We start from the raw sequence: 23488 nt of genomic DNA, 5'->3' as shown, positions 1-23488 counted from the left end.
GATGCACACGAGAATATTCAAATGTCTCTCCTTTCATGGATTCAGACACAGTTTCAAACCCTGAAATTTAATAAAACAAACCCTCAGCTTCATGGCTTTTCATAAATTGAGAGATAACGGGAGGATGATTTTTGGGATTATAAGAGTACCGCGACGATGATGATACCTGCAAAGGTAATCATCAGCGGAAATATCGCGATACTGAATTTTTTAGATGAGGGATCTTCAAAAACCTGTACATCAAATTCATGGATGGTGGTTTTTTGGTGTGCATCGATGCATTCGATCCGGAATGTGTTCATTCCACGTTCGCTGTTCCGGGGTTTCCAGGTGATCAGTCCCGTCTGCTCGTTCAACTCGGCCCACCGGGGCATCTTAACGGCTTTATAGCGAATTCTGTCACCGTTCAGATCCTCAGCCCTTATCTGATAGGAATAATCATACCCCGTTAAAGCTACAAGGACAGGCTTGGATGTGATTTCAGGAGGTATGTTGACAAACACCTTAAAGGACTGGCGGTCTGTCTGATATCCATCACTGACTTCTATCTCAACAGGCCAGAATCCCTTTTGAGTGATATCGGGCGACCACATGATGGTTTTGGTTGAAGGATAAAGCTTAACCCCTTTCGGCGCGGAAACCAGGCGGACTTCCATTTCCTGTTCGGCGTTCAAATCCTCGATTTCGACGGGATATTGCCATATATCCCCAAAATGGACAATGTTTTCGGGGACTGATACAATGTGTGGAGGACTATTGACGTAGATTTGAAAGGTGAGAGTATCTGATACAATAGCATCTGTTGCCCGGACTGTGACGGGATAAGTCCCGAATTGAAAGGACTTGGGTGTCCAGCGGATTTCTCCCACTGCACTTACAGTGAGCCCTTCCGGTCCTTCGATCAGGTTAAATTCCACTTTTTTATCCCGCCAGATTTTGTGAAGGGGCAGGTATTCCACCGGTTTTCCCAGGATCCCGGCAAAAATCTCGCGCAGGTGTGTTTTTCCTGTATAATCAGGGTTCACTTCCACAAAAAGATCTGGACCGGCATGGTAAAGATGCCGGACTGCCGGACGGACATCCACCGTTTCCGTGTCTTTCTGACTTGACCGCAACACCGGTACCGATTGCCTGCGGAGAAATGTTTTTATCTGATGTTCAATCTGTGAAAATTCATCTTCATGTTCCACCCGAATGCGATATAAATGGGTGGCATTTTTGTCTTCGTATTTGAGGGCATAAGTCCACAGGCTGTCTGTAAAAGCAACCGGCGACTGCGGGGGGATGATCCGGACAGGGTCGTTTACATACAGCATCATCCGGATGGAATCGGCTGCAAAACCGTCATGAGCGATGACTGTCAGTTGATGGTAATCGTAATCCTCTTCGCTTACACTCCATACTACACGCCCCAGACTATCCACGTGGGCCGGCGGTGAGTGTTTGCCGATGAAAAAACGGATACGGGCATCGGAATTTTTATCTTCCACTTTGCAGGTGTATCCAAACATATCTCCGGGCATGAGGATTTTATCAGCCGGATCGGATACAATCTTCGGAGGACTGTTGACGTACAGGTGCAAATGCTGTTCATCCGAAGACAGGCCATCACTTGCGGTCAAAATAACCTGATGGCTGTCTAACTGGTTCATATCAGGCAACCATTTGAGAAGTCCTTCACGGGATATTTCCATCCCTGCCGGTGCATTGTTATCCAGTGAATACCGGACGTTTTTCACCTGGCGGACGGTGTAACGGGGCAGATTTTGAACCGGCCGGTCCAGACATCCTGACAGAATTTCTCCCAGCGTGATATTTTCCTTCTCCTTTTCCCTCGTCAGGGTCACCAGCAGATTTTTCCCATAGTAATCGATTTTTTCAATCACAGGCCGGACATTCACGTAACGGCCCGGTTCACCTTCCCGTGCCACGGAGAGTATCTCTTTTGCCAGAATCTGCTCCGGATCAATGATGACAGGTCTTTCAAATGTAAATTCATACAGGTTGGCATGATTCCGGTCCTGAACCACCACGGGATAAACCCAGGGCTTCTGAACCGGTAAAATCAATGATGTGGGAGAAGAAACAATATTCACCGGGTCATTGACATAAATCATAAAACGGGCTGAATCGATGGAAAAACCGTCGGTAACCTTTACCGTTGCGATGTTTTCATCCAGATTTTCCATCCCGGGTGTCCAGTGCACCACTCCCTTTTCCGTTATGAATCCCTTTTCAAGTCCTTCTAATTCAAATTGAAATTCAGGATTTGAATTATTATCCCGGAGTTCCACCTGAAATGATAAGGTTTTATTTACCGGTGTTGTCAGAAGCCATTCTTTATTCACGATTTTTACCGGATCGTTTACATAGACGGACCAGATAGTGCGGCTTGTGTCTTTCTTGTCACTGATGGAGAGATAAATGGTATGGGAATCCAGTTGTTCGGGCATAATTTTCCAGGTGATAAGGCCTGTCCTGAGATTGTATACGGCGCCTTCCGGAGCAATCCATTCCAGATTCAGGGAGCCCGGATCCAATTGATTCAATGCGACGGTTCTTGAAAAGATTTTGCCGGGTTCCAGAACATCATCAAAGGTCATGCGGCGATTCCGGACCTGGGTCATGATATCCGTGTCAGGTGTTTCAGGGGGAATAATGACAAGGGAATCACCCATCTCTGTTTTCTGAAGCCGGATATCTTGTGTTGTAATTTTAACTGTATCCAGAAGAGATTTCAGTTCTTCCAGCATATTTTCCCTGTCTGCCGCTACAAAGATTTCTTCATCAGGGGATGAAGAAACCAGGGGGGCCAACATAAAAAAACGGTTCCCTGCATCGGTTCCGGCGACAAAGGTCCGGTTTTGAGCGGGAGCGTAGGCATAGCCCTGAGTTGGTTCAAAGGGGATGTGTTGTGATCTCCTGTACGTATATTGTTTTGTTTCACGGTCCTTTTTCCAGACACGGACAGAATCACGGTAAAAGGTGAGAAGGGACCGGCCGTCTGTATCCACCCGGGTCAGGGGGTTTTTAATTTCCAAAGGCTGAAAAACAAGTCCCTTTTCCACATCGTTTCTGATCAGGGCACCCCGGTTTTGCTCATTTATAAGTAACAAATCTTCACGGTCGTCCGGGAAGGGTTTCAGTGTCTTAAATCGGAGAGATTGGGACGGAAAAGATTTGCCTGCCGTACTTAACCGGGCTTTTTCAATGCTTTTCCCGTCCTGAAGGGTTACCAGGGTGAATGCGTAGGACTTATCGGAGATGTTTTGCATCGCAAAAATGATATCCGCAAGAGGAGCTCTGTCCCAGTAGACCACAGAAAAATTGAGACGTCCGGCTTCAGACAGGAAGGTTCCGGAACTCATTTCAGCGCCCAGGGACCAATCTTTATTTTGTATACCACCCTTTCCACTCAGGATAAAAATTTTCCGGAGTGATCCGCTGAATAAAACAGCCAGTTCGGTAAAACCGGTTGTGGTATAGTGGCCGGGTATGATTTTTACCGGTTGAGCCCGCGTAAAACGGTCCACCCTGAGAGATACGCGGCTTGTGGGTATGTTGGGAAAAGCATTGCCCGTCCACTCAAAGATCCGCAGCCAGTCCGTTTCTTCCGTTCCACGGGGAACCACATCGTTATTCAGCAGAAGACAAATTTCGGGACGGCCATTTCCGTTCAGATCGGTCACGGCAAAATCGCTGAAGAGTCCCTGCCGGTCATCGGGATATGCAGTACGCCAGATTTCTGAAACCCCGGTTTGCTCATCTAAACGATATACAATCAGAGTGGTTTTTCCTCTGAACCGGGAAGCCGGTGAGAGTAATACCGCCGTGACAAGTGTATTGTCATCGCTCAGGCTTTCAATGATTTCCCATTTGTCCACCTGATTGCCATTGATGGGAATTTCCCATATCGGAGACGCAACAACACCGCTCACAAGAGCAAGTGTAAGCAAAAGAACCATCAGGGTTTGTTTCATAGGCTTCCACTCAGGTATAGCTTAATGAAGATTGATGTTTAACCGAAATATATTCAACCTTATCAATATAGGCTCACACCCCCTGAAAATCAAGGGAAATCAAAGGCTATCACAACAATTTATATTGATATATGGCCATTTATCCCGCTAAATTTGATAAGTCCATTTACAATTGCATGGGATGATCCGTGAAAACAATCCATAATTTCCTGCGTATTCTAAACATTGTTCTCATCCTTTTCCGGTTTCTGCCCGCAGAGGAGGGGGATGTTTTTGAGGGGGGAATTGCCTATATCCCCTCTGTTTTAAATCTCCGGGGAGAAGGTTTTCAGAATTTGCCGGCCATGTATAGAGGTGGGAACACAAACTGGACCGGTGAAGATCTGACAGGGATCTGGATTCTTCAGGGGGTAGAAGGTTACCTGCATTTTGTGGGGAATACGGTCCTTGGTGTTGAAGTGTTTGCCGGGGAAAAGAATTTTTCAAGTACGGCTCAGGATACATCACTCTTTGCCGGTGCCGATCTGACCGGTATCGCCGCTTTTATTGAATGGGGTGTGCCGGCAGGACGGCGTTTTGAAGTTTTGGTTGGGGGGAGCCTCGGGCTGAACCGCTTTCGGATTCATTACTCCGTCATGAAACGTATCCCTCCCTGGAATAAACTGATGGACCCCCGGATTTCCCCCTTGACATGTACAACGATGGATTCAGGATTCCGGTTCTGCCTTAAACCTTATATCTCCCTGAAATACCGCATCATGAATCGTCTGGGTTTTGAAATGTCCACATCCCTGCTGGTAAGCCGCTATCCCCAATCCGGGTGGACAATCAACGGACATGTCCCTCTGGGGGACGGCATGGAGATTTCTGTTTTTTCACCGGGGATTCATCTGGGACTTATGTTAGGATTATAAATATGAAAAAAATTCTTATTTCCTTCGTGCTCGTTATCGGTATGTTTCCGCCGCTTTCCGGGTCTACCGAATTTTATGAAGAATTCAGGGGGGGCGGCATTGGCTATGCACCTACTCTCGTCATTTATGATGCCAATGAATTCGGCCTTCCGGGAATGAACATGAGTTACGATTTTTCCGGTAGCCGCTATTTCCACGGCCTTCAGGGATGGGGAGATATCAATGATCGCTGGCGGATAGGTGCTTCCCTTTTGGCCGGCACAGCGGAAAATTCTGAAGCATCCGGGGGAAAGGTCCGTTATGCCGTTTTTTCCCAGGTCAGCGTTTTTCTTTTTCTTGAAGGCGTTATCCCCTTTTCCTATAATGCCCAGCTTGCCCTGAACATGTCCGCAGGCGTATCAGCTCTCTCTGCCGAGTATTTCGAATCAACTCCCACCCGGGACTGGACCCTGCTTTTTGTAGGGCCCCTGACATCCACAAAACTCACAGCCAGGAAAATTCCCACTCTCATGCCCCAACTCTCTTTTCTCTACCAGTTTTCAAGGAGATCCGGCGTGAGAATCAACGGCGGACTCATTTTTATGACCATCAGTACAGATCAATGGAAAGTCAATGACCGGGTAACCGTTTCCAACGGGTTTAACGGTGAATTATTAAAGGTTATGGCCCCGGTTTTACAGATGATGATTTATTTCGGCATGTAAAATTAATTCACTTCGGGGATTTTTTATGTGAAAATAGCCAGGGAAGCAGCTCCGGTTCCTCATACGCCGGTTTCCAGGCCCCGTGTCCTGTATCGTTATATTCCGTATACCTGAAAACGGCACCGGCTTTCTCAAGAGCTAAAGCCATGTTGCGGGATAATTCCACCGGGACTACTCCATCATCGGAACTGTGAAAAAACCACACCGGGATATGGGCGATCCGGGGTGCCGTAGATGTATCCCCGCCACCGCAAATGGGAACTCCCGCTGCAAATATATCCGGCCAGCGTGCCAGCATATCCCAGGTGCCAAATCCTCCCATGGACAGACCCGTTACATAAATCCGGTCCGGATCGACAGGCAGGCTTGTCGTCAGTTTCAAAATCAGGTCGTGGACCATTTGAAGAGGTTTTGAAGGATTTTCCGGCATCCGGTGGACTGAAGAATCCCAGGCGGCATCGACCCAGCGGTTGCCTTCGGGACACTGGGGAGCCAGTACAAAACAGGGGTAATCCTGAACATTTTCAGGTTTTTGGAACAGGTAGGTTCCATGTGTTAATTGCCGTGTGTTGTCATTGCCCCGTTCTCCTGATCCGTGAAGAAAGACAACCAGAGGATACAATTCTCCCCGCCCGGTTTTTGCCGGTTCAAGTAAGCGGTATGGCAGAGTATCGGCTCCGGCGGTGTACACATAAGGTGTATATTCGGGAATAGACGGCTCTGACGGCCGGATAGAAGCACATCCGGTCAGAAAAAGTATAATGATCAATAAAAAGACGGGTCCTTTCACAATGCCCTCCTTCTGATTATTTCATGGAGTGGATTTCCCAGGGAAGAATAATCCGACCGGGTTTGTTCAACTTCGCATGAACCCGCATGACGGCCAGTCCGGCATAGTGCGGACTCTTTTGTATTTTTTCCAACCATGTTTTCCAGGGGGTTTCAAATGTGGTCCATTGGCTGTTGGATGCTTCCCGGATGAACAATCCTTTCTCATTTTTTATCATAATCAGCATGTGTGCCGAAAAGATATTGTCTTTATTAGCTGAAAGGAGGGCCAGAATATCCCCGTTTTGAAAGCGGTCCTCCACCGTATTCAGATCTTTCAGGGGGATATAATCCACACTCAGGGTCCGGTCTGGTTTGATGTAGCGCAAATCGCGAATCCCCTTATCCCGGAAAAATGCTTTATGTGATATCTTACGGGTCAGGGTCCGGGTATTGCGTCCCCCTACTTTCCTGCTCACATTACTCAAAAGCCAGCGGTTTTCCGGCAACCAGTCCGCCATGGTGTAATGATTTCGCGTCCGCATGCCCATGATGCCGTCTTGATAGCGAATTTGCTGAAGATTGTTGAAAAAATTGTCCCAGCTGTCAGATATGGATAAAGCCAGGACGTGTTCGCAGTACACCATGCAATTGGTTGAATCCAGGTTGTAAAGCGGTTGATTCTCCAGCAATGCCCATTCACCGTCTCCCGTGGCGGTCCAACTGTATGGCATCCCCAGAAAAAGACGGGAATAATAGGCTATCCGGTCTGTAATCGTGGCATTGCCTGAAGCGTTCTGTTGAAGCATGGAATCAATCTGAACATGGGACAGGGTGGAAATAACCGCTGTATTTTCTGGGATTTTCCCGCCCTGAACCGAAATGAAGGGGAAAGTCAGCAGGATATACAGGGTAATGACCCGGATAATTTTCTTATGTGGCATAGTCTGTCTCCGGTTTAAAGTAAAAGTTAGATTTTTTCGCCGGGAAAATCTATGGAATCTCTTCAGGCGTTCTTGATTGAGAAAAATTCTTCTCTTATGACAAATAAAAATTATACATTCATACTATGACTGAAAAGAAAACAGAATCAAAAGCCACCATGAAAGCGGCTGTCTTTCGTCATGCGTATGAACCCCTTACCATAGAAGATGTTCCTCTCAAGCCCCTTAAATCCACCGGTGTCCGTATCAGTATAGAAACCTGTTCGGTTTGCCATACCGATTTGCAATTTATTGACCGGGGTTTGGCCACAGCCAAGACTCCGCCTCTGATTCTGGGGCATGAAATTGCCGGAGTGGTTCAGGAAACGGGGAAAAACGTAACCAGCTTCAGCGCAAGGGACCGTGTAATTGTGCCGGCGACCATCAGTTGCGGTAAGTGCCTGGCCTGTAAATCCTGGAATGAAACCCAGTGTGATAATCTGAAAATCCTGGGAAATCACATCGACGGCGGATATGCCGAAACCATCTCTGTGGACCAGAGTCAGTTGGTTCACCTTCCTGATGAATTCCCCTTCGAATTGGGAAGCCTGATCAGCAATATATTTGTCGGTGCCTTTCATCTCGTGTACGATCGTGTGAATATCCGGCAGGGTGAAACGGTGGTTATTTTCGGATGCGGCGGCTTTGGCCTTTCTCTGCTTCAGATGGCGAAGTTGAAACAGGCCCAGGTGTATATGGTGGATATTTTTGACTGGAAACTTAATATTGCCCGGGATTATGGTGCCGACGGGGTGCTGAATTCCAACAAGTGTAAAGTGTGTGAAGAAGGGGTATGCGAAATGATTCGCGGGAAAGCCGACGTGGTGATTGAAACCATCGGAACCCCCCGGACTATGGTACAGGCCATGAATGTCCTTCACAAGGGCGGACGCCTGGTCCTGAGCGGCTATTCAGACAACACAATTCCCTTCCTGGTGGGACGGATTATCATGGATGAGGTGTCCCTGATCGGTTCGGTAGGGGCACCCAAGCGGGAAATCCCAGACGTGATTAAACTTTTAAAGGACCGTAAGATCCGCTGGCGGGAAATGGTATCCGGACATTATCCTCTTTCCCGGATCAATGAAGCCTTCAATGCCTTGAGAATGGGGCATTCCATCCGGACGATGGTACATCCCAATCAACAGGAATCATGAATATGACAGAAGTGATGCAATCCGGATTTTATAATGATTTTGACCGTGAAACTCTGGAACCGCGGGGCAAAAAAGATTACCGGTCTGTTTTTCAGGTAGACCGTGACCGGATTTTATACAGCCCGGCCTTTCGGAAGCTGCAAAGTAAAACCCAGGTTTTTTTAAGCGGCACCTACGATTTTTACCGCACCCGTCTGACCCACAGCCTGGAAGTGGCTCAGATCGGTCGTTCCATCGCAAATATTCTGAACCGGAATATTCTCCGGGAGAATGCCATCGATTCAGATCTTATCGAGGGAATCTGCCTGACCCATGATATTGGAAATCCCCCCTTTGGTCATGCCGGTGAAGCTGCTTTAAATGAACTGATGCGCCATGCCGGCGGTTTTGAGGGAAATGCTCAGACATTAAAAATTGTGACGGAAAAAATTCATGACAGCGACGAAGGGGGCGAAGGGATGAAGCCATCCCGGGCTTTTATCGACGGGATTATGAAATACAAGATTCTGTGGTCTGAAAGCGACCAAAAAGGGAAATTTCTCTATGATGACCAGAAACCCTACCTGGAATTCCTCAGTCCGGACGGGACTATTTACCGTGAAAGGAGCCTGGAATGCAGTATCATGAACTGGGCGGATGACGTGGCTTATGCCCTTCATGATCTTCTGGATGGCTATCAGGCAGGCTTTATTTCCCGGAAAAGTGTCTATGAATGGGCCGTGAATCACCATATAAAGGGTGAAGAGGAGCAGGTGATACAGCGCCTTCTGGATCCACTGGAATACAAAGTCCGTTTTGAAAAGTATATTGCTGCCAGGACGGGGGACTTTATTGAAAATGTCTCCCTGATTCATTCGGATCATCCCATGAAGGAAGTCAGCAACCGATACAAATACACTCTCCGGATCCCTGAAGAAATCATCCGGGAAATTGAAGTATATAAACAGGTTGCCGTTGACCTGATGTTTAAATCTCCCCAGCTGGAGCAGATTGAATTTAAAGGACAGTATATTCTGAAGCGGATCTTTACAACTTTTCTTCAGGGGAACCCCGAGACATTCTTTCTGAACCGCCGTATCCTTCCCGAAGAGGTCCGGAACCGGTTGGGCAAAATCCCTGAAGATGATTATATTAAATCCGCCCGGATAATCTGTGATTACCTGGCGGAACAAACAGACCAGTCCCTGCCACGGCTTTACAAACGGCTTTATGACCCGGATTACGGTTCTTTTTCTGATCTGATATGAAAACACTTACCCTTTGGACCCCGGGCTCTGTAGAATACGGGAAAGCCTGGGAAGCACAAAAACGAATCCATTCCCTGCGCCGTAATGATAAAATCGGCGATACTCTGATTCTTTTGGAACATTCCCATGTTTATACCATCGGCCGTCACGGGGACCGCAGCAATATTCTGTTTGATGATGAAACACTCAAGGCAAAAGGGATTTCGGTTTATGAAATTGACCGGGGTGGTGATGTAACCTACCACGGACCCGGTCAGCTGGTGGGATATCCTATTTTTCACTATAAAAACCTGGGCTTTTCTACCCGCCGTTTTGTCTATTCCATTGAAGAAGTGGTGATTATAACACTCGGCCGTTTCGGATTAACGGCAAAACGGGATCCCCTCTATCCCGGTGTGTGGATCGGTTCAAATAAGATCTGCGCTATTGGCCTCAGGGTCATTGACGGAGTGTCGATGCACGGGTTTGCCCTGAACCTTCAGACCGATCCCGCCTATTTCGGGGGAATCATTGCCTGCGGTATTCAGGATCGGGGTGTGACATCCCTGGAAATGGAAATGGAAAAACAAGGGCGCCCTCTGCCGGATCAAAAGACCGTTATTTCAGAACTTACAAACACATTTAAGAGTGTGTTCGGTTTCAGCAGGATTCAGTCCTTTTCGGATAATCCACCGTTTCCCGGTTTGAGCTGACTTACCGGCTCCTCTTCCTGTTCAATTTCCACATTGGATATTCTGTCAAAGGATTTCGTGATTTTTTCCGTCGATGTATGAATCTCTTTCACGTCTTTCTGTACCGTGTCGATATGTTTAGTCAGATTATCCCAGCGGATCCGGTACCGCTTGAAATCCCGGGCCAGCTTTATGATTTCTTTCTGGATGATATCCGCGTATTCTTTTCTTTTCATGTCATTGAGGACGGTCTGGGTGGTATTCAGCAGCGCCAGAAAGGTGGAAGGGGAAACCATGCTGACTTTGTGTCTCCAGGAGTAGTCTACAAGGTCGTAATGATAGGCATGAATCTCTGCAAAAATGGCTTCCGCAGGCAAAAACATAATGGCTTGTGAGGACGTTTCTCCCGGTATGATATATTTCGAGGCAATATCGTCGATATGCTTTCGGATGTCTTTCTTGAACAGGTCGGCACTTCGTTTTCGCTGCAACTCGTCCAGGGACTGGTCCGTCATGCGCTTGAAATTTTCCAGCGGGAATTTGGAGTCGATGCAGATCATGCCCGTGGGTTCGGGAATAAAAAGCACGGCATCTGCCACCATGCCGTTGGATAAGGTATGTTGCAGGCGGTAAATCTGCTCGTTCCGGTCCCCGAAGACGACACTTAAAATCTGATGAAGCTGTACCTCTCCGAATATACCCCGGCTTTTTTTATCTGTGAGGATATCCTGAAGGGAGATGACATTGGTGGAAAGACTGTCGATTTTCCGTTGGGCCTCATCGATTTTTGCCAACCGTTCTATCACATTGTTAAAGGTTTCATTGGTCTTTTTAAAACCCTCATTCAGGTTTTCCAGAACTTTCCGGTCTATCTGAGTCAGCTTGTTTTCCGTTGTTTCCGTAAGCTTTTCAAAATTCCGTGTTAATATCTGGTTCAGATTATCCTTGAACAGGCCGAATTCTTCTGTAAGCTGTTTGCTGTTTTTTCCAAGGACTGTGGATAAGTGTTCCTGAAAGGTGCTGATTTGCCCTGTGGATTCAAGCTGGGCACGGTGAAGGATATCCTTCAGTTCCGTAAAAAGGCGGGACTGGTACTCTTTCAGGCGCGATTCGGTTTTTTCCGGCAGGTCTTCAATCTTTCCCTGCTGGGTGATGAGTGAATCCCGAAGGGGGGTGAATTCCTCCCTGATAATGGATTCAAACCGCTTCGGCCTCAGGTGAATGAGCATGATAATCAGGATTATAAGAATAAGGGCTGTACTTCCGATGATCAGGATATCTGTCATAGAATGACTCCGTTTTGACTTTATTAAAATAAGTTAACCAAATTCAATAAAGATATCATCCGTGAATACATATCAATTCCTTGAATTCATCCCGGAATTAGTCATAAATTCCCTGTGATAAAACAAAGACAGGTGATTCTATGGATTTTCTCAGCAGATTTTATGGTGACACCCTCATTTTTAAACCGAAGAATGTCCTTTTGGATAATCTGGGAACCCTGAGGTTTAAAAGGGAATTGATGATGGCCCTCAGCAAGGGAGAGATCAAAACCATCATTATCAATTTATCCACGGTGAAGATGCATGATAGTACAGGATTGGGAGCTTTGCTTTTCGCCCGGAGATACACTCTCGGAAAAGGAGGAGAGTGTGTGCTTGTGTTTCCGGCTCCCAAGGTCTTGAATCAGCTGAAACAATCCAAGTTGACCGGTTCTTTCCGGATTATTGATAAAGATGAAGAGTATCAGGCACTTAAAAAAGAGCTGGAAGAATCCCTGAACATTCCTGAACATCTGGCAGAGGAAGAAGAGTTGGAGGAACTGGAGGAAGAAGAGGATAACGGGCAGGAGAAGATAATTTACAACGGTATGCCCGAACCGAAAATCCCCAACGACGATGATTTTACCTTTGAAGAGTAAATAGATGCTGCTGTCTCTGGATCTGACACTTTTTCGTCTCATTAATCAAGTGTGGATTCATCCGTGGTTGGATGTTTTTTTTACTTTCATTACGCGACCGGAAACCTGGATTCCTGTGGGACTTGGACTGTCAGGCTATTTGCTTATTTTGGGAAAGCGAAAAGGCCGGGTGACTTTTTTGATGTTGCTGTTTGCTTTTGGGATCACCGACTTTACGGCAGCCCGCCTGATCAAGCCCAATGCCGGTCGCATCCGTCCCAGCCGGCTCCTCCGGGAATATGAACCGTTAAAAGAAAAGCAGGAAAAACTACAAATTGAGATTCTTTCCCTGGACACGGTCCCACCGGCTCTTGAAGATTCTTTGCACGTGCTGACTGCCAGGGTTCGACATTTTGAGGATTCTCTTTCCCTCACGCCGGAAAAAATCCGGGTCCTTGAACATATCCGCCGTCTGGACGGCTATGGCGGGCGGTGGACTTTTCCCTCGAACCATGCAGCCAATTTCTTTACTGTTGCAGCCGTCCTGACCTTTTTCTATCGCAAACGGCGCTTTATTCCCTGGCTGATGGCCGTTTTAGTGGCCTATTCCCGGGTTTATGTGGGACGCCATTATCCTTTGGATGTCCTGGCCGGTGCCGTCCTGGGATTCGTCATTGGCAGATTGCTTTGTACCCTTTGGCAGGCCTGGCTGTATCAGAAAATTCTGGCAAAACAAAAAAGCGCCGAAACGGCGCTTTCTGATGAATCTTCAGATGTGAAATCTTAGTTGATAACGTTTTTTTCAGGCTTCAGGTTGATAGTCTGATTCTGGGGATGGCGGATTTCCTTTATCTCACCAAATGTTTGTTCATACCGGTGAATGTTCACTTCAAGAGTCTTTAAAAGGGCTTTGGCATGTTGCGGATTCAATATGATACGGGATGCCACATTTGCTTTGGGCATGCCGGGAAGGACCTGGCAGAAGTCCAGAATAAATTCCGAAGCGGAATGGGTGACGATAGCCAGGTTTGAATAATCCCCTGAAGCTTTCTGTTCACTCAGGTTGATTTCCATCTTCTTCGATTTTTGATTTTTTTCGTCGTTCATAGGTCCCCCTTAATCATCATCGTTTGAACCGGCATCGTCTTCGGACATGTCGTCTATTTCGGAAGGGTCGAAAACCGTATAGTCTTCCGGGGCATCCTGACTTTCATCAATGTCCTTGATGTACTCTTCCTCAACACTCATCATGTTGTTGGATAAAAAGCCACCCGGTTTCTGGGGTGCCACCACATCGGCAATGTCTTCCTCATCCAGTTCATTGGTTTCATATTTCATAAAATCACTGCCATACAAATCCGTATCGAAAAAATCAATGTCCTCAACAATCCCCTGTGCGACCAGGTATTCAAGAAATTCAATATACTTGGGATCCCTCAATTTTGTTTTACAATGAGGGCATACCAGGTTTTTCTGGAGGTCTTCGGCCGTGAGGGGCTCTTCACATTCGGGACAAATGAGTTCATTAAAGTATTTGGTCATACACGCCTCTCCTGATTTGGGCGATAATCTACATTTCCAAATGCTTTATTGCAATGAAAATATCATTTCTTCTTCAATTTATTAACAATGTGATGAAAACAAATAAAAGGTTACAGCGATTTTTGTTCCGGGATCTGTATTCCTGCCATTGTGAACAGGGATTCTAATCCATTGTCGTAGGAGCCTGATTCTCCCAGTTTCAACGTCATGCTGAAAAGGGGAGCGCTGAAGGGATTGTAAAAGCCCAGAGAGGCCTTTTTCGACCGGGTGGCGATAAGATAATGCGACAGGATGTAAGGGGAAATATTCAGGTCAATTCCTATATCACATGTCTCTCCGGTGGCTCCGGCGACCATTTCCTCCGTAATGGGAAATGCCGTTGGTTTTACCGTCGGAAGGATATAAATGTTTTTGTAAAATCGCATACTGCGGATAAAATCTTCGAAAGCTGGAGGGACCAGAACAGAAATATTCAGAGAGGAGTTTTCCAACAAAATGCGGCTCAGCATGTGGTTAACCACGTGAATATGACGGGTGTTGTCAGGAAGAGATATAAAAAGTTTGTGTGTATCTGTCTTTAATGTATTCCAATTCAATGGTGCCGTGGATTCGGGCAGAATGTTTTTTCCTCTTAACAGACGAATCCAATTTATGTAACGAAAGTGTTTAAGCATGGTTTCTCCGTGACCGCAAAAATTACACGCGTCTTTGTGATTTAACAAGTCCCGATTCAGGTAAAAAAAATTTTCCTCTATAGATGCGTCCATATCAGTTACTTAGAACGAGATAAGAAAAAATTGAAAGATAAATCGAAAATTCACTTTGACTTTAATTTCTCTATATTGTATCATACCTAAGAACGAACACAATATCTTGTGTTAGAAAAGGAAAAAACAACAAGTCAACGCAACCAGTTCCCGGAGTCTTCTCATGTTTGAAAAAATGTTTTTGCACCAAGGTAAACTGTCACGGATGGTAGGAGAAAAGAAGATTGAAACCTACCGGACTATCTATGAACATCTGAAAGCGGCCATTGAAAACCAGGAACTGCCTTTACACCCCGATTATCTGTGCGGGAACGAACTGGCGAACAGTATTTATAAAAAGAAATATTTTCTAAAAGATATCAATGGAGAGCCGATAGAGAAACGGCCTGAAGATGTGTTTTGCCGTATTGCCTCTTTTGTCGCGTCCCAGGAACCCACGAAGATTAAGCAGAAAAAATGGGCTGAGGCTTTTTATAAGGACTTATATGAAGGATACTGGATGCCCGGGGGGCGGGTTTTGGCGGGAGCCGGCGATTTGTACCGGTTGAAGACTCTGGCGAACTGTTTTGTCACCCGAATTGAGGATGACGATATCGAATCTATTTACAAGGCGGCTGCTGAATGTGCCCGGACCTATTCTTACGGTGGCGGAATTGGTGTGGATATTACACCTCTCCGTCCCCGGGGGTCAGTTGTGCACAATGCTGCCGATACATCCACCGGAGCCGTGTCCTTTATGGAGCTCTATTCCATGACGACAGGACTCATTGGTCAATCCGGCCGGCGGGGTGCCCTGATGCTGACCATCGATATCAAACACCCCGATATTTTTCACTTTCTCAGTGTGAAAAAAACGCCGAACTGGGTTTCACAGCAAATTGTGGAACAGTGCCGGTGGTCCGGAAAATTCGACGAATCCCAACTGGATCTTCTCAAAAAACAAATAGTGGAAAATACCCAAATTCGCTTTGCCAATATCTCGGTAAAGGTAACCGATGAGTTCATGAATGCGGTCAAAGAAGAAAAACTCTACGGCAGGGACCGGATTATTATCTATCGGAAAAAGAATAAGAAGCGCCTTATGAGGGCTTATCAGAAAGACGGATATTATTATTCTCTGGGTATTCCAAACAAGGATATCCGGGACTATGAAGAACTGAAAGTCTTTGATTCTTATGCCTTGTTCAGTCAATGGATGGAGGATAAGTTTGGTAAAACCGTTTCCCGGGTGGATCTGAAGGATGCCGTGAAACGGGATGTCTTTGGAGATTATCTGGTGGATACAGGTGATGAAAACGAAGAACTGGCCATTCACTTTACCGGTGATTTTCTCCTCTATTTCGGTTCCGATGAGACCAACGAGGTCCGTGAACTGGTAAAGGCCAGGGATGTGTGGGACACCTTTATTGAATCCAACTATCGGACGGCTGAGCCCGGACTCATGTTCTGGACGAAGATGAGTCGGTACTCGCCCTCCAACTATGTGGGCCGGCCCATCATCTGCACCAATCCCTGTGCAGAGGTCCCGCTGGAAGATGGTGGTGCCTGTAATCTGGGTTCCGTGAACCTGGCTCGTTTTGTGAAAAACGGATTTATGGATTCGGCTGCAGTGGACTGGGAAAATCTGGAGAAAGCTGTTTATAATCTGGTTCGTTTTCTGGACAATGTGGTGAGTTGGAATCAGGTGTTGAATCCCCTGGAAAAACAGCGGGATGCCGCCGGGGAAACCCGCCGCCTTGGAGTGGGTATTATGGGAATTGCGGATATGCTCTATCAGCTGAAAATTCCATACGACAGCCCTGAGGGAGTCGCCTTGATGGATAAAGTGATGCAGTTTATCAATAATCAGGCATATCTGGCATCCTCAAAACTGGCCAGGGAAAAAGCACCATCCGATATTTTTGAATATGAGGAATATGCCGGCGGTCCCTTTTTTCAGGAAGCCCTGTCTGATGAAGTCAAAGAGCATATCCGTCAACATGGTCTCCGGAATATTGCCATTACCTCCATTGCACCGACCGGCACCATCAGCAATATCATCCGGGGGGTGTCTGTGGGACGGAAAAATTATATTGGTGTCAGCGGCGGTGTGGAGCCTGTCTTTGCTCTCTTTTATACCCGTCGGGCTGAATCCTTTGACAACCAGTTTTTTAAAGTCTTCCATGCTTCGGTTCAGGCTTATATCGACATGTTTGAACTTACGGATAAGGTGGCAAATGTCGAAACGGAGGAAGAATTAAGGAAATATCTGCCGGAGGCGTTCTTCCGTACTGCACACCATATTTCACCTGAACGGCGGATTGAGATTCAGAGTGTATGTCAGAAATATGTGGACCACTCCATCTCATCCACGATTAACCTGCCTGAGGATATCGAGCCGGAGGTTATTTCAAATATTTATCTGAAAGCATGGGAGAAGGGATTAAAGGGCGTAACGGTATACCGGGACGGAAGCCGGTTTCCCATTCTCACGGCAGATAGCAAACCTTCCGAATTCCAGGCTTTTAAAGATAAAAAGTTTGAAGTGGATGCCGGACGTGAAAAAATGGTCTTTTTCGGTGATGAGATTATGAGAATGCCTGATGGCACGCTGACAACGCCTTTTCATTATTTCAGGACCCTTGGAATTAAGAACAATCAAGATATTGAGGTTGTATGATGCTCACGTTAAACAGTGAATTTAAAATCCGGGAAGTCAAACCAAAGGAAAAACCGGTTGCGGACAAACCGGTGATTCAACCCCCTAAGCCACAACCCTCCAATAACTTGATGCGCCCCGATGTGGTGGACGCAAAAGTCTATAAGGTGAAGAGTCCCTTTGTAAAATTCAGTGTGTATATTACCCTGAGCTATGTGTGGGAAAACGGGAAGAAACGGCCCATGGAAATTTTTATCAATTCCAAGGATCTCACCCATTCCGCCGAATATGCTGTACTGACCCGATTGATTTCTGCCATCTTTCGCCGTGCCAGCGATCCCTATTTTATCCTGGAGGAATTGCGCAGTATTTATGATCCAAATGGGGGGTATTTTAAAAACGGAAAATACATCCATTCCTTCTATTCGGAAGTCGCTGATGTCATTGAACGGTTTTTTAAAGATGAAGGGATGATTAGATCGGATCAAAGTGTTGAAGACACTCAGATAAGCATTCCCATTGAAACACAAACACAAAAAGAAAAGACTTCCTCACAGGAAACCATGATATCCGATGCCAGTTTTAAAATTTGTCCGGAATGTAATGCCAAAGCCCTGAAATTTGAAAACGGGTGTGAATTTTGCGTACAGTGCGGATATACTAAGTGTGATAAGTGATGACTGTAAAAATCAAAAGGCTTTCTCCCCATGCAACCCTTCCGTCCCGTCAACACAGCTATGATGCGGGATATGATGTTACAGCCGTGGAAGAAACTGTGGTCCCGGCAGGAAAATGGACTCTGGTAAAAACCGGTATTGCGGTGGAATTGCCAGGTGAAATGGAAATACAGGTCCGTTCCCGGAGCGGACTGGCTTTGAAATACGGGATTTTTTGCCTGAATGCCCCCGGAACGGTGGATGCAGGATACCGGAATGAAATTGGTGTAATCTTGGCCAATTTCTCTGAGGAGGATTTCCTGATTCACCGGGGTGACCGCATCGCCCAATTGATTTTTCAAACGCCCAGGCATCCGGAACTGGTGGAAGTGGATGATTTGAGTGATTCGGACCGGGGACTGGGGGGATTCGGCAGTACGGGACGTTGAGATGTCCGTTTAATTTGGGAGATAGTATGGATTTTTTAGAATTGGTTAAAACCCGTTACAGTGTACGGCACTATAAACCGGATCCCGTTCCGGATAATGATTTGAAAATCTGCCTGGAAGCTGCAAGGCTGGCACCGTCAGCTTCTAACTCCCAACCTTGGGAGTTTGTTGTGATTAAAACTCCCGAACTTCGAAAAAAAATTGCCGAAAGCACCTTTTCAAATCTTGTCTCTTTTAACAAATTTGCCCTTCAGGCTTCTGTCATTGTAGCAGTTATCATGAAAAAAGGGCATGTGCTTGCACAGATTGGGGCCGGGCTTCAGGGGACACCCTACCATCTGATTGACATCGGTATTGCTGCAGAACATTTTTGCCTTCAGGCTGCCGAACGGGGATTGGGTACCTGCATGCTGGGCTGGTTCAACGAGAAAAAGGTCCGAAAGCTTCTGAATATTTCCGGATCAAAAAAAATTGCCCTTCTAATTACCCTGGGCTATCCTGCCGATGTGCCGAAAGCTAAGAAACGTAAAAAGATGGATGATATTGTTAGAGTGTTATGAGCGCTGAGTTGGATTTTTGTACCTTTATACGGCTGCTTCAAAGCTTTTAAGAACCTTTGGTGATCATATTATAAAAACCCTATATCCAAATTCTTCTGTAATCTTAATAAAGACTCTTAAACAACGCATGGAACGCGCATACTTCGATGTTCGAACCTCTCATTCCGAACTTCCAATCAAATCACTCCCTTTTCCTCTTTGTCGCCATGAACTCTGTGGGGGCAATCAAATCAATCACCCCCTCTCCCTGTTTCCACGTTGTAAATTCAGGAACCTCTGACTAAATTCCGCCCGCTATGACAGAGAAGCAGAGACTGAAAGAAATCAACCGGCGAAGGACTTTTGCGATTATTTCCCATCCGGATGCGGGTAAAACAACCCTGACGGAAAAGCTCCTCCTTTTCGGTGGCGCTATCCGGGAAGCGGGGGCCGTTAAATCAAACAAAATCAACCGTAATACCATGTCCGACTTTATGGAAATTGAGCGCCAGCGCGGAATTTCGGTGGCAACTTCGGTTATGGGCTTTGAATATAATGGGATTAAAATCAATATTCTGGATACGCCCGGACACAAGGATTTTGCCGAAGATACCTACCGGACACTCTCTGCCGTAGACAGCGCCATCATTGTAATCGATGTGGCTAAAGGGGTGGAAGAACAGACGGAAAAACTGGTGGGCGTGTGCCGCATGCGGAATATTCCCGTGATTGTCTTTATCAACAAATTGGATCGCATGGGACTTGATGCCGTTGAATTATTGGATGAAATCGAAGCAAAACTGGATCTTGTTGTCACACCGCTGAGCTGGCCGGTGGGTATGGGACCTTCCTTTAAAGGTGTGTTCAATATTTTTGAACAGAAACTGGCTCTTTTCAATCCACACGGTCAGCAATCGGAAGAAGATACGGTGGTTATCCGGGATCTGAATGATCCGGAACTGCATCGTCTTCTGGATTCATCTGCCGAGACTCTCCGGGAAGAGCTGGCTCTTGTTAAAGGGGTCTATCCGGATTTTAATGTGGAGGATTACCGTAAAGGGGGGCTTTCTCCGGTTTTCTATGGTTCGGCCATCAACAATTTCGGGGTAAAAGAGCTATTGGATTGTTTTATACAGATTGCCCCTTCACCGATTCCCCGGGAGACGGATGTGCGGCTGGTGGAACCCAAAGAAGAGACCTTTACCGGCTTTATTTTTAAAATTCATGCCAATATCGATCCTAATCACCGCACCCGTATTGCCTTTATCCGGGTCTGTTCCGGCAAATTTGAACGGGGGAAACCCTATTATCACACCCGGCTGGACCGTGAATTCCGCTTCTCCGGCCCCACATCTTTTATGGCTAATAAAAAGGAAGTCATTGATGAAGCGTTTCCCGGCGATGTAGTGGGGGTTAATGACAATGGGAATTTTAAAATCGGGGATACACTCACTGAGGGTGAATCCCTGCGTTTTAAAGGAATCCCCAATTTTTCTCCGGAGCAGTTTCGTTATATAGAAAATACGGATTCCATGAAGCACAAACAGTTGGCGAAGGGACTTGAACAGCTTATGGACGAGGGAGTGGCCCAGCTTTTTGTAAGGCGGCAGAATAACCGGAAAATCATCGGTACCGTGGGTGCCCTTCAGTTCGATGTGATTCAATACCGTTTGAAACACGAATACGGGGCATCCTGTCGCTATGAGCCCCTGAATCTGTATAAGGCCTGCTGGGTGACCTGTCCCGATGAAAAAATCCTCAAAGAGTTCTGCATGCGCAAAGCCCGTTACATGGCCCGGGATAAGTATCAGCGGGATGTTTTCATGGCTGAAAGTCCCTGGGCACTGAACCGTGCCATGGAAGAATTTCCGGACATAAAATTTCACTTCTCTTCGGAATTTTAATTTAATCCTTCAATGTCAGGTCCCGAAATCGTCACGTGCTGGGGCGACACGAAGTTTTTTTGACAGTATTTTCCTCTTTTTTTCGTTACTTTATTATACTTTTTTGACAGAACAGGATCATTAATAACGATAAAGGAGCGACGGGTATGAAAATTTTGATCACCGATGGGATCAGTGAAAACGGCCGTAAAATTTTGGAACAGGCGGGGCACGAATGTGTGATTGAGCATTATGAGCCGGAGGAATTGATTCAAAAGATTCCGGAATTTGATGCCATCCTGGTCCGATCTGCCACCAAGGTTCCGAAAGAAGTTATCGATGCCGGAAAAAAATTGAAAGTCATTGCCCGGGGCGGAGCAGGGATAGATAATATTGATCACTCCTATGCCAAATCTCTGGGAATTCCCGTTTTGAATACGCCCGGTGCCAACTCGGCTTCCGTGGCGGAACTGGCTCTGGCCCATATTCTTGCCCTTTCCCGTTATATTCATCTGGCAAATGTCACCATGCGGGAAGGAAAATGGGAAAAGAAAAAATATAAAGGAATTGAAGTCAACGGTCGAATCCTTGGAATTGTAGGCTACGGTAAAATCGGACGACTTCTGGCAGAAAAAGCCATTGCCCTGGGAATGAAGGTCCTGGTGTATGATGTTGTTGATGTTGAAACGAAATTGCCTGTTACGAAAGTATCCCTTGATGAGCTGCTGGAAAAATCGGATTTCGTATCCCTGCATGTGCCAAAGATGCCCAAGCCCCTCATTGATGCCGAAGCATTGAAAAAAATGAAGAAAACTGCTTATCTCATAAACTGCGCCCGCGGTGGAGTCGTGGATGAAAAAGCTCTGCTGGATGCCCTGAATGCCGGAGAGATTGCCGGTGCAGGACTGGATGTTTATGAAGAAGAACCGACCCGAAATCTGGAACTTGTTTCTCACCCGAAAGTTAGTGTCACTCCCCATGTTGGCGCCAGCACAGTAGAAGCACAGGACCGGGTTGGCATCGAAATTGCCACAAAGATTGTGGAAGCATTAAAAAACAGTTAATCAAATCTGGAGGTCAGGGTTATGGTTCGTATTAAGCCGTTTCGCGGACTCCGTCCACGACCGGGACTGGAGGCAAAGATTGCTTCAAAACCCTATGATGTGTTGAATTCGGAAGAGGCACGGAAAGAAGCTGACGGAAATCCTTACTCTTTTCTTCACGTGGTAAAATCGGAAATTGACCTGCCCGGGGATATCTCTCTCTATGATCCTCGTGTTTATGAAAAAGCTGCTGAAAATTTGCAGGATTTTATTCAGAAAAAATGGCTTATCCGGGATGAAAAGCCGGTTTTATATCTTTACGGCCAGAAAATGGGTAACCACAGTCAGTATGGTTTGGTTGCCACCGCCCATGTGGAGGATTACCTTGAAGGGAAAATCAAGATTCATGAACTCACCCGGGAGGTGAAAGAAAAAGACCGGATCCGGCATGTTGAAACAACCAATGCCAATACGGGACCGGTTTTCCTGACATATCAGGCCAGTGAATCCATCGATGAAATCCTGGAAAAGGTAAGACAGAACAAACCGGTATATCTCTTTACGGCATCGGATGGTGTTGTCCATTCCCTGTGGGTCATTGAGGATGAAGAAACCCTTCATGCCTTGGCGAAAGCCTTTGCAGATCTTCCATGTGCCTATGTGGCAGACGGGCACCACCGGTCCAAATCCGCTGCCATGGTGGGGAAACGTCGCCGGGAAGCAAATCCAAAGCATACTGGTGAAGAAGAATACAATTGGTTTCTTGCCGTCTTTTTTCCCCATAACCACTTGAAAATTCTCGATTACAACCGTGTCGTGAAAGATTTGAACGGATTGTCGGTAAAAGATTTTTTGGCGAAAGTGGCAGAGAAATTTAATGTAAAAAAAGTTTGCTATGCTCAGGATGCCCGACCGACTGAAAAGCATTGTGTAGGAATGTATTTGGAAGGTCAGTGGTATACATTGAAAGCTCTGCCTGGCTCCTTTGATGAGGAGGATCCCGTGGATCGCCTGGATGTGTCGGTATTGCATCAAAACCTGTTGACACCCATTTTGAATATCGGAGACCCCCGGACCGATGACCGGGTGGATTTTGTCGGTGGAATCCGGGGACTGACCGAACTGGAAAAACAGGTGGATTCGGGAGAAATGGCTGTGGCCTTTGCCCTCTATCCCACATCTGTAGAAGAACTTATGGCCATTGCCGATGCAGGCAAGCTCATGCCGCCTAAATCCACCTGGTTTGAGCCCAAACTCCGGAGTGGATTGATTATACATACACTGGATGATTAATGCGCCTGCCTGAACTTACCCGGAAAGATATCCGGGATATTCTTATCATCTTTGCAGCCGTAACGTTGTTGACGGTGCTTCATTTTGTCATTACCGATTTTCCCGTGTTTCCGGAATGGTTCGATATTGTGGAGGGCGATACATCCTACACGGTAGTTATCTCCGGAGCGGCACAACCTGCCGATTATGAAACGTTTCAGCGCCTTGCAGAGATGGATAGCACACTCCTTGTGGATACCCGAAGCCGTGAGATGTATCGAAAAGGACATATACCCGGCGCGGTGAATGTCCCCTATGATGAAGGAGATGCATCTCTTTCCCGCTTTGAACTAAGAGGTGATATCCGCCGGG

The 23488-nt window shown here is 46.5% G+C and carries 22 protein-coding genes; 15 read left to right on the top strand and 7 right to left on the bottom strand.

Annotated elements, in window-relative coordinates; translation table 11 throughout:
• Positions 1–137: 137 nt before the first annotated feature.
• The gene (locus J7K63_03535; protein MCD6234095.1) at positions 138–3980 is read right to left on the bottom strand and encodes a hypothetical protein; all 3843 of its coding nucleotides are present in this window, start codon (positions 3978–3980) and stop codon (positions 138–140) included.
• A gap of 188 nt (positions 3981–4168) precedes the next feature.
• Between J7K63_03535 and J7K63_03530 the strand changes: the two genes are divergently transcribed.
• Positions 4169–4894: a hypothetical protein gene (locus J7K63_03530; protein MCD6234094.1), complete on the top strand. Its 726-nt coding sequence runs from the start codon at positions 4169–4171 to the stop codon at positions 4892–4894.
• Between the two features lie 2 nt (positions 4895–4896).
• Entirely contained in the window at positions 4897–5598 is a 702-nt protein-coding gene (locus tag J7K63_03525; GenBank protein ID MCD6234093.1) for a hypothetical protein, read from the top strand.
• A 7-nt stretch (positions 5599–5605) separates the two neighbouring features.
• On the opposite strand, the gene J7K63_03520 is transcribed toward J7K63_03525, so the two are convergent.
• Positions 5606–6388 carry a dienelactone hydrolase family protein gene (locus tag J7K63_03520; GenBank protein ID MCD6234092.1) on the bottom strand — a complete coding sequence of 261 codons (783 nt, stop codon included), beginning with the start codon at positions 6386–6388 and terminating at the stop codon, positions 5606–5608.
• 16 nt (positions 6389–6404) lie between these two features.
• On the bottom strand, positions 6405–7310 hold the full coding sequence (locus J7K63_03515) for a DUF1460 domain-containing protein (GenBank protein ID MCD6234091.1): 906 nt from the start codon (positions 7308–7310) through the stop codon (positions 6405–6407).
• 125 nt (positions 7311–7435) lie between these two features.
• Here J7K63_03515 and J7K63_03510 point away from each other — a divergent pair, with 125 nt between their 5' ends.
• Genes J7K63_03510 through lipB form a run of 3 tightly spaced genes read left to right on the top strand, consistent with a single transcriptional unit; the run spans position 7436 to position 10445 of the window.
• Positions 7436–8506, top strand: a complete 1071-nt coding sequence (locus J7K63_03510; GenBank protein ID MCD6234090.1) for a zinc-binding dehydrogenase — start codon at positions 7436–7438, stop codon at positions 8504–8506.
• A gap of 14 nt (positions 8507–8520) precedes the next feature.
• Positions 8521–9753: a dNTP triphosphohydrolase gene (dgt, locus tag J7K63_03505; protein MCD6234089.1), complete on the top strand. Its 1233-nt coding sequence runs from the start codon at positions 8521–8523 to the stop codon at positions 9751–9753.
• Positions 9750–10445, top strand: coding sequence for a lipoyl(octanoyl) transferase LipB (gene lipB, locus J7K63_03500; protein MCD6234088.1), 696 nt, complete (start codon positions 9750–9752; stop codon positions 10443–10445). The genes dgt and lipB overlap by 4 nt, the downstream gene beginning before the upstream one ends.
• Here lipB and J7K63_03495 read toward each other — a convergent pair.
• Positions 10403–11710 carry a DNA recombination protein RmuC gene (locus tag J7K63_03495; protein MCD6234087.1) on the bottom strand — a complete coding sequence of 436 codons (1308 nt, stop codon included), beginning with the start codon at positions 11708–11710 and terminating at the stop codon, positions 10403–10405. The genes lipB and J7K63_03495 overlap by 43 nt on opposite strands.
• Positions 11711–11850: 140 nt before the next feature.
• Between J7K63_03495 and J7K63_03490 the strand changes: the two genes are divergently transcribed.
• Both J7K63_03490 and J7K63_03485 read left to right on the top strand, forming a co-directional pair.
• Complete coding sequence (locus tag J7K63_03490; GenBank protein ID MCD6234086.1) at positions 11851–12348, top strand: STAS domain-containing protein; 498 nt, start codon at positions 11851–11853, stop codon at positions 12346–12348.
• Between the two features lie 4 nt (positions 12349–12352).
• Positions 12353–13114 (top strand): phosphatase PAP2 family protein, encoded by a 762-nt coding sequence (locus J7K63_03485; GenBank protein MCD6234085.1) that lies wholly within the window; start codon positions 12353–12355, stop codon positions 13112–13114.
• On the opposite strand, the gene J7K63_03480 is transcribed toward J7K63_03485, so the two are convergent.
• The 3 genes from J7K63_03480 to J7K63_03470 all read right to left on the bottom strand — a co-directional run bounded on the left by J7K63_03480 (position 13111) and on the right by J7K63_03470 (position 14543).
• Positions 13111–13434 carry a DUF3467 domain-containing protein gene (locus tag J7K63_03480; GenBank protein ID MCD6234084.1) on the bottom strand — a complete coding sequence of 108 codons (324 nt, stop codon included), beginning with the start codon at positions 13432–13434 and terminating at the stop codon, positions 13111–13113. The genes J7K63_03485 and J7K63_03480 overlap by 4 nt on opposite strands.
• Before the next feature lie 9 nt (positions 13435–13443).
• Positions 13444–13869: a hypothetical protein gene (locus tag J7K63_03475; protein MCD6234083.1), complete on the bottom strand. Its 426-nt coding sequence runs from the start codon at positions 13867–13869 to the stop codon at positions 13444–13446.
• A gap of 110 nt (positions 13870–13979) precedes the next feature.
• Entirely contained in the window at positions 13980–14543 is a 564-nt protein-coding gene (locus J7K63_03470; protein ID MCD6234082.1) for a hypothetical protein, read from the bottom strand.
• Positions 14544–14799: 256 nt separating this feature from the next.
• On the opposite strand from J7K63_03470, the gene J7K63_03465 reads away from it, so the two are divergent.
• The 8 genes from J7K63_03465 to J7K63_03430 all read left to right on the top strand — a co-directional run.
• Positions 14800–17295, top strand: a complete 2496-nt coding sequence (locus J7K63_03465) for an adenosylcobalamin-dependent ribonucleoside-diphosphate reductase (GenBank protein MCD6234081.1) — start codon at positions 14800–14802, stop codon at positions 17293–17295.
• Positions 17295–17951 (top strand): hypothetical protein, encoded by a 657-nt coding sequence (locus tag J7K63_03460; protein MCD6234080.1) that lies wholly within the window; start codon positions 17295–17297, stop codon positions 17949–17951. Before J7K63_03465 ends, J7K63_03460 begins: the two co-directional genes overlap by 1 nt.
• The gene (dut, locus tag J7K63_03455; GenBank protein ID MCD6234079.1) at positions 17948–18379 is read left to right on the top strand and encodes a dUTP diphosphatase; all 432 of its coding nucleotides are present in this window, start codon (positions 17948–17950) and stop codon (positions 18377–18379) included. Before J7K63_03460 ends, dut begins: the two co-directional genes overlap by 4 nt.
• Before the next feature lie 26 nt (positions 18380–18405).
• Complete coding sequence (locus J7K63_03450) at positions 18406–18939, top strand: nitroreductase family protein (GenBank protein MCD6234078.1); 534 nt, start codon at positions 18406–18408, stop codon at positions 18937–18939.
• Between the two features lie 296 nt (positions 18940–19235).
• Entirely contained in the window at positions 19236–20822 is a 1587-nt protein-coding gene (locus tag J7K63_03445; protein ID MCD6234077.1) for a peptide chain release factor 3, read from the top strand.
• 146 nt (positions 20823–20968) lie between these two features.
• The gene (locus J7K63_03440) at positions 20969–21865 is read left to right on the top strand and encodes a D-2-hydroxyacid dehydrogenase (protein ID MCD6234076.1); all 897 of its coding nucleotides are present in this window, start codon (positions 20969–20971) and stop codon (positions 21863–21865) included.
• A gap of 21 nt (positions 21866–21886) precedes the next feature.
• Positions 21887–23137, top strand: coding sequence for a DUF1015 domain-containing protein (locus J7K63_03435; GenBank protein MCD6234075.1), 1251 nt, complete (start codon positions 21887–21889; stop codon positions 23135–23137).
• Positions 23138–23349: 212 nt separating this feature from the next.
• Positions 23350–23488, top strand: a 139-nt coding sequence (locus tag J7K63_03430) for a rhodanese-like domain-containing protein (GenBank protein MCD6234074.1), incomplete at its 3' end; no start/stop codon positions are given.

It is taken from the genome of Candidatus Neomarinimicrobiota bacterium (assembly GCA_021157965.1).
In the GTDB taxonomy this organism is placed as follows: Bacteria; Fidelibacterota; Fidelibacteria; order Fidelibacterales; family Fidelibacteraceae; genus Fidelibacter.
Note: the sequence above shows the minus strand (reverse complement) of the source record. Positions and strands in the feature narration are given on the sequence as shown.

Bases quoted from the DNA above. Each gene is read 5' to 3' on its own strand.
- J7K63_03535 (MCD6234095.1), bottom strand. From the start codon at position 3,980: ATGAAACAAACCCTGATGGTTCTTTTGCTTACACTTGCTCTTGTGAGC.
- J7K63_03525 (MCD6234093.1), top strand. From the start codon at position 4,897: ATGAAAAAAATTCTTATTTCCTTCGTGCTCGTTATCGGTATGTTTCCG.
- J7K63_03515 (MCD6234091.1), bottom strand. From the start codon at position 7,310: ATGCCACATAAGAAAATTATCCGGGTCATTACCCTGTATATCCTGCTG.
- J7K63_03510 (MCD6234090.1), top strand. From the start codon at position 7,436: ATGACTGAAAAGAAAACAGAATCAAAAGCCACCATGAAAGCGGCTGTC.
- dgt (MCD6234089.1), top strand. From the start codon at position 8,521: ATGCAATCCGGATTTTATAATGATTTTGACCGTGAAACTCTGGAACCG.
- lipB (MCD6234088.1), top strand. From the start codon at position 9,750: ATGAAAACACTTACCCTTTGGACCCCGGGCTCTGTAGAATACGGGAAA.
- J7K63_03495 (MCD6234087.1), bottom strand. From the start codon at position 11,710: ATGACAGATATCCTGATCATCGGAAGTACAGCCCTTATTCTTATAATC.
- J7K63_03490 (MCD6234086.1), top strand. From the start codon at position 11,851: ATGGATTTTCTCAGCAGATTTTATGGTGACACCCTCATTTTTAAACCG.
- J7K63_03485 (MCD6234085.1), top strand. From the start codon at position 12,353: ATGCTGCTGTCTCTGGATCTGACACTTTTTCGTCTCATTAATCAAGTG.
- J7K63_03480 (MCD6234084.1), bottom strand. From the start codon at position 13,434: ATGAACGACGAAAAAAATCAAAAATCGAAGAAGATGGAAATCAACCTG.
- J7K63_03475 (MCD6234083.1), bottom strand. From the start codon at position 13,869: ATGACCAAATACTTTAATGAACTCATTTGTCCCGAATGTGAAGAGCCC.
- J7K63_03470 (MCD6234082.1), bottom strand. From the start codon at position 14,543: ATGCTTAAACACTTTCGTTACATAAATTGGATTCGTCTGTTAAGAGGA.
- J7K63_03465 (MCD6234081.1), top strand. From the start codon at position 14,800: ATGTTTGAAAAAATGTTTTTGCACCAAGGTAAACTGTCACGGATGGTA.
- J7K63_03460 (MCD6234080.1), top strand. From the start codon at position 17,295: ATGCTCACGTTAAACAGTGAATTTAAAATCCGGGAAGTCAAACCAAAG.
- J7K63_03450 (MCD6234078.1), top strand. From the start codon at position 18,406: ATGGATTTTTTAGAATTGGTTAAAACCCGTTACAGTGTACGGCACTAT.
- J7K63_03445 (MCD6234077.1), top strand. From the start codon at position 19,236: ATGACAGAGAAGCAGAGACTGAAAGAAATCAACCGGCGAAGGACTTTT.
- J7K63_03440 (MCD6234076.1), top strand. From the start codon at position 20,969: ATGAAAATTTTGATCACCGATGGGATCAGTGAAAACGGCCGTAAAATT.
- J7K63_03435 (MCD6234075.1), top strand. From the start codon at position 21,887: ATGGTTCGTATTAAGCCGTTTCGCGGACTCCGTCCACGACCGGGACTG.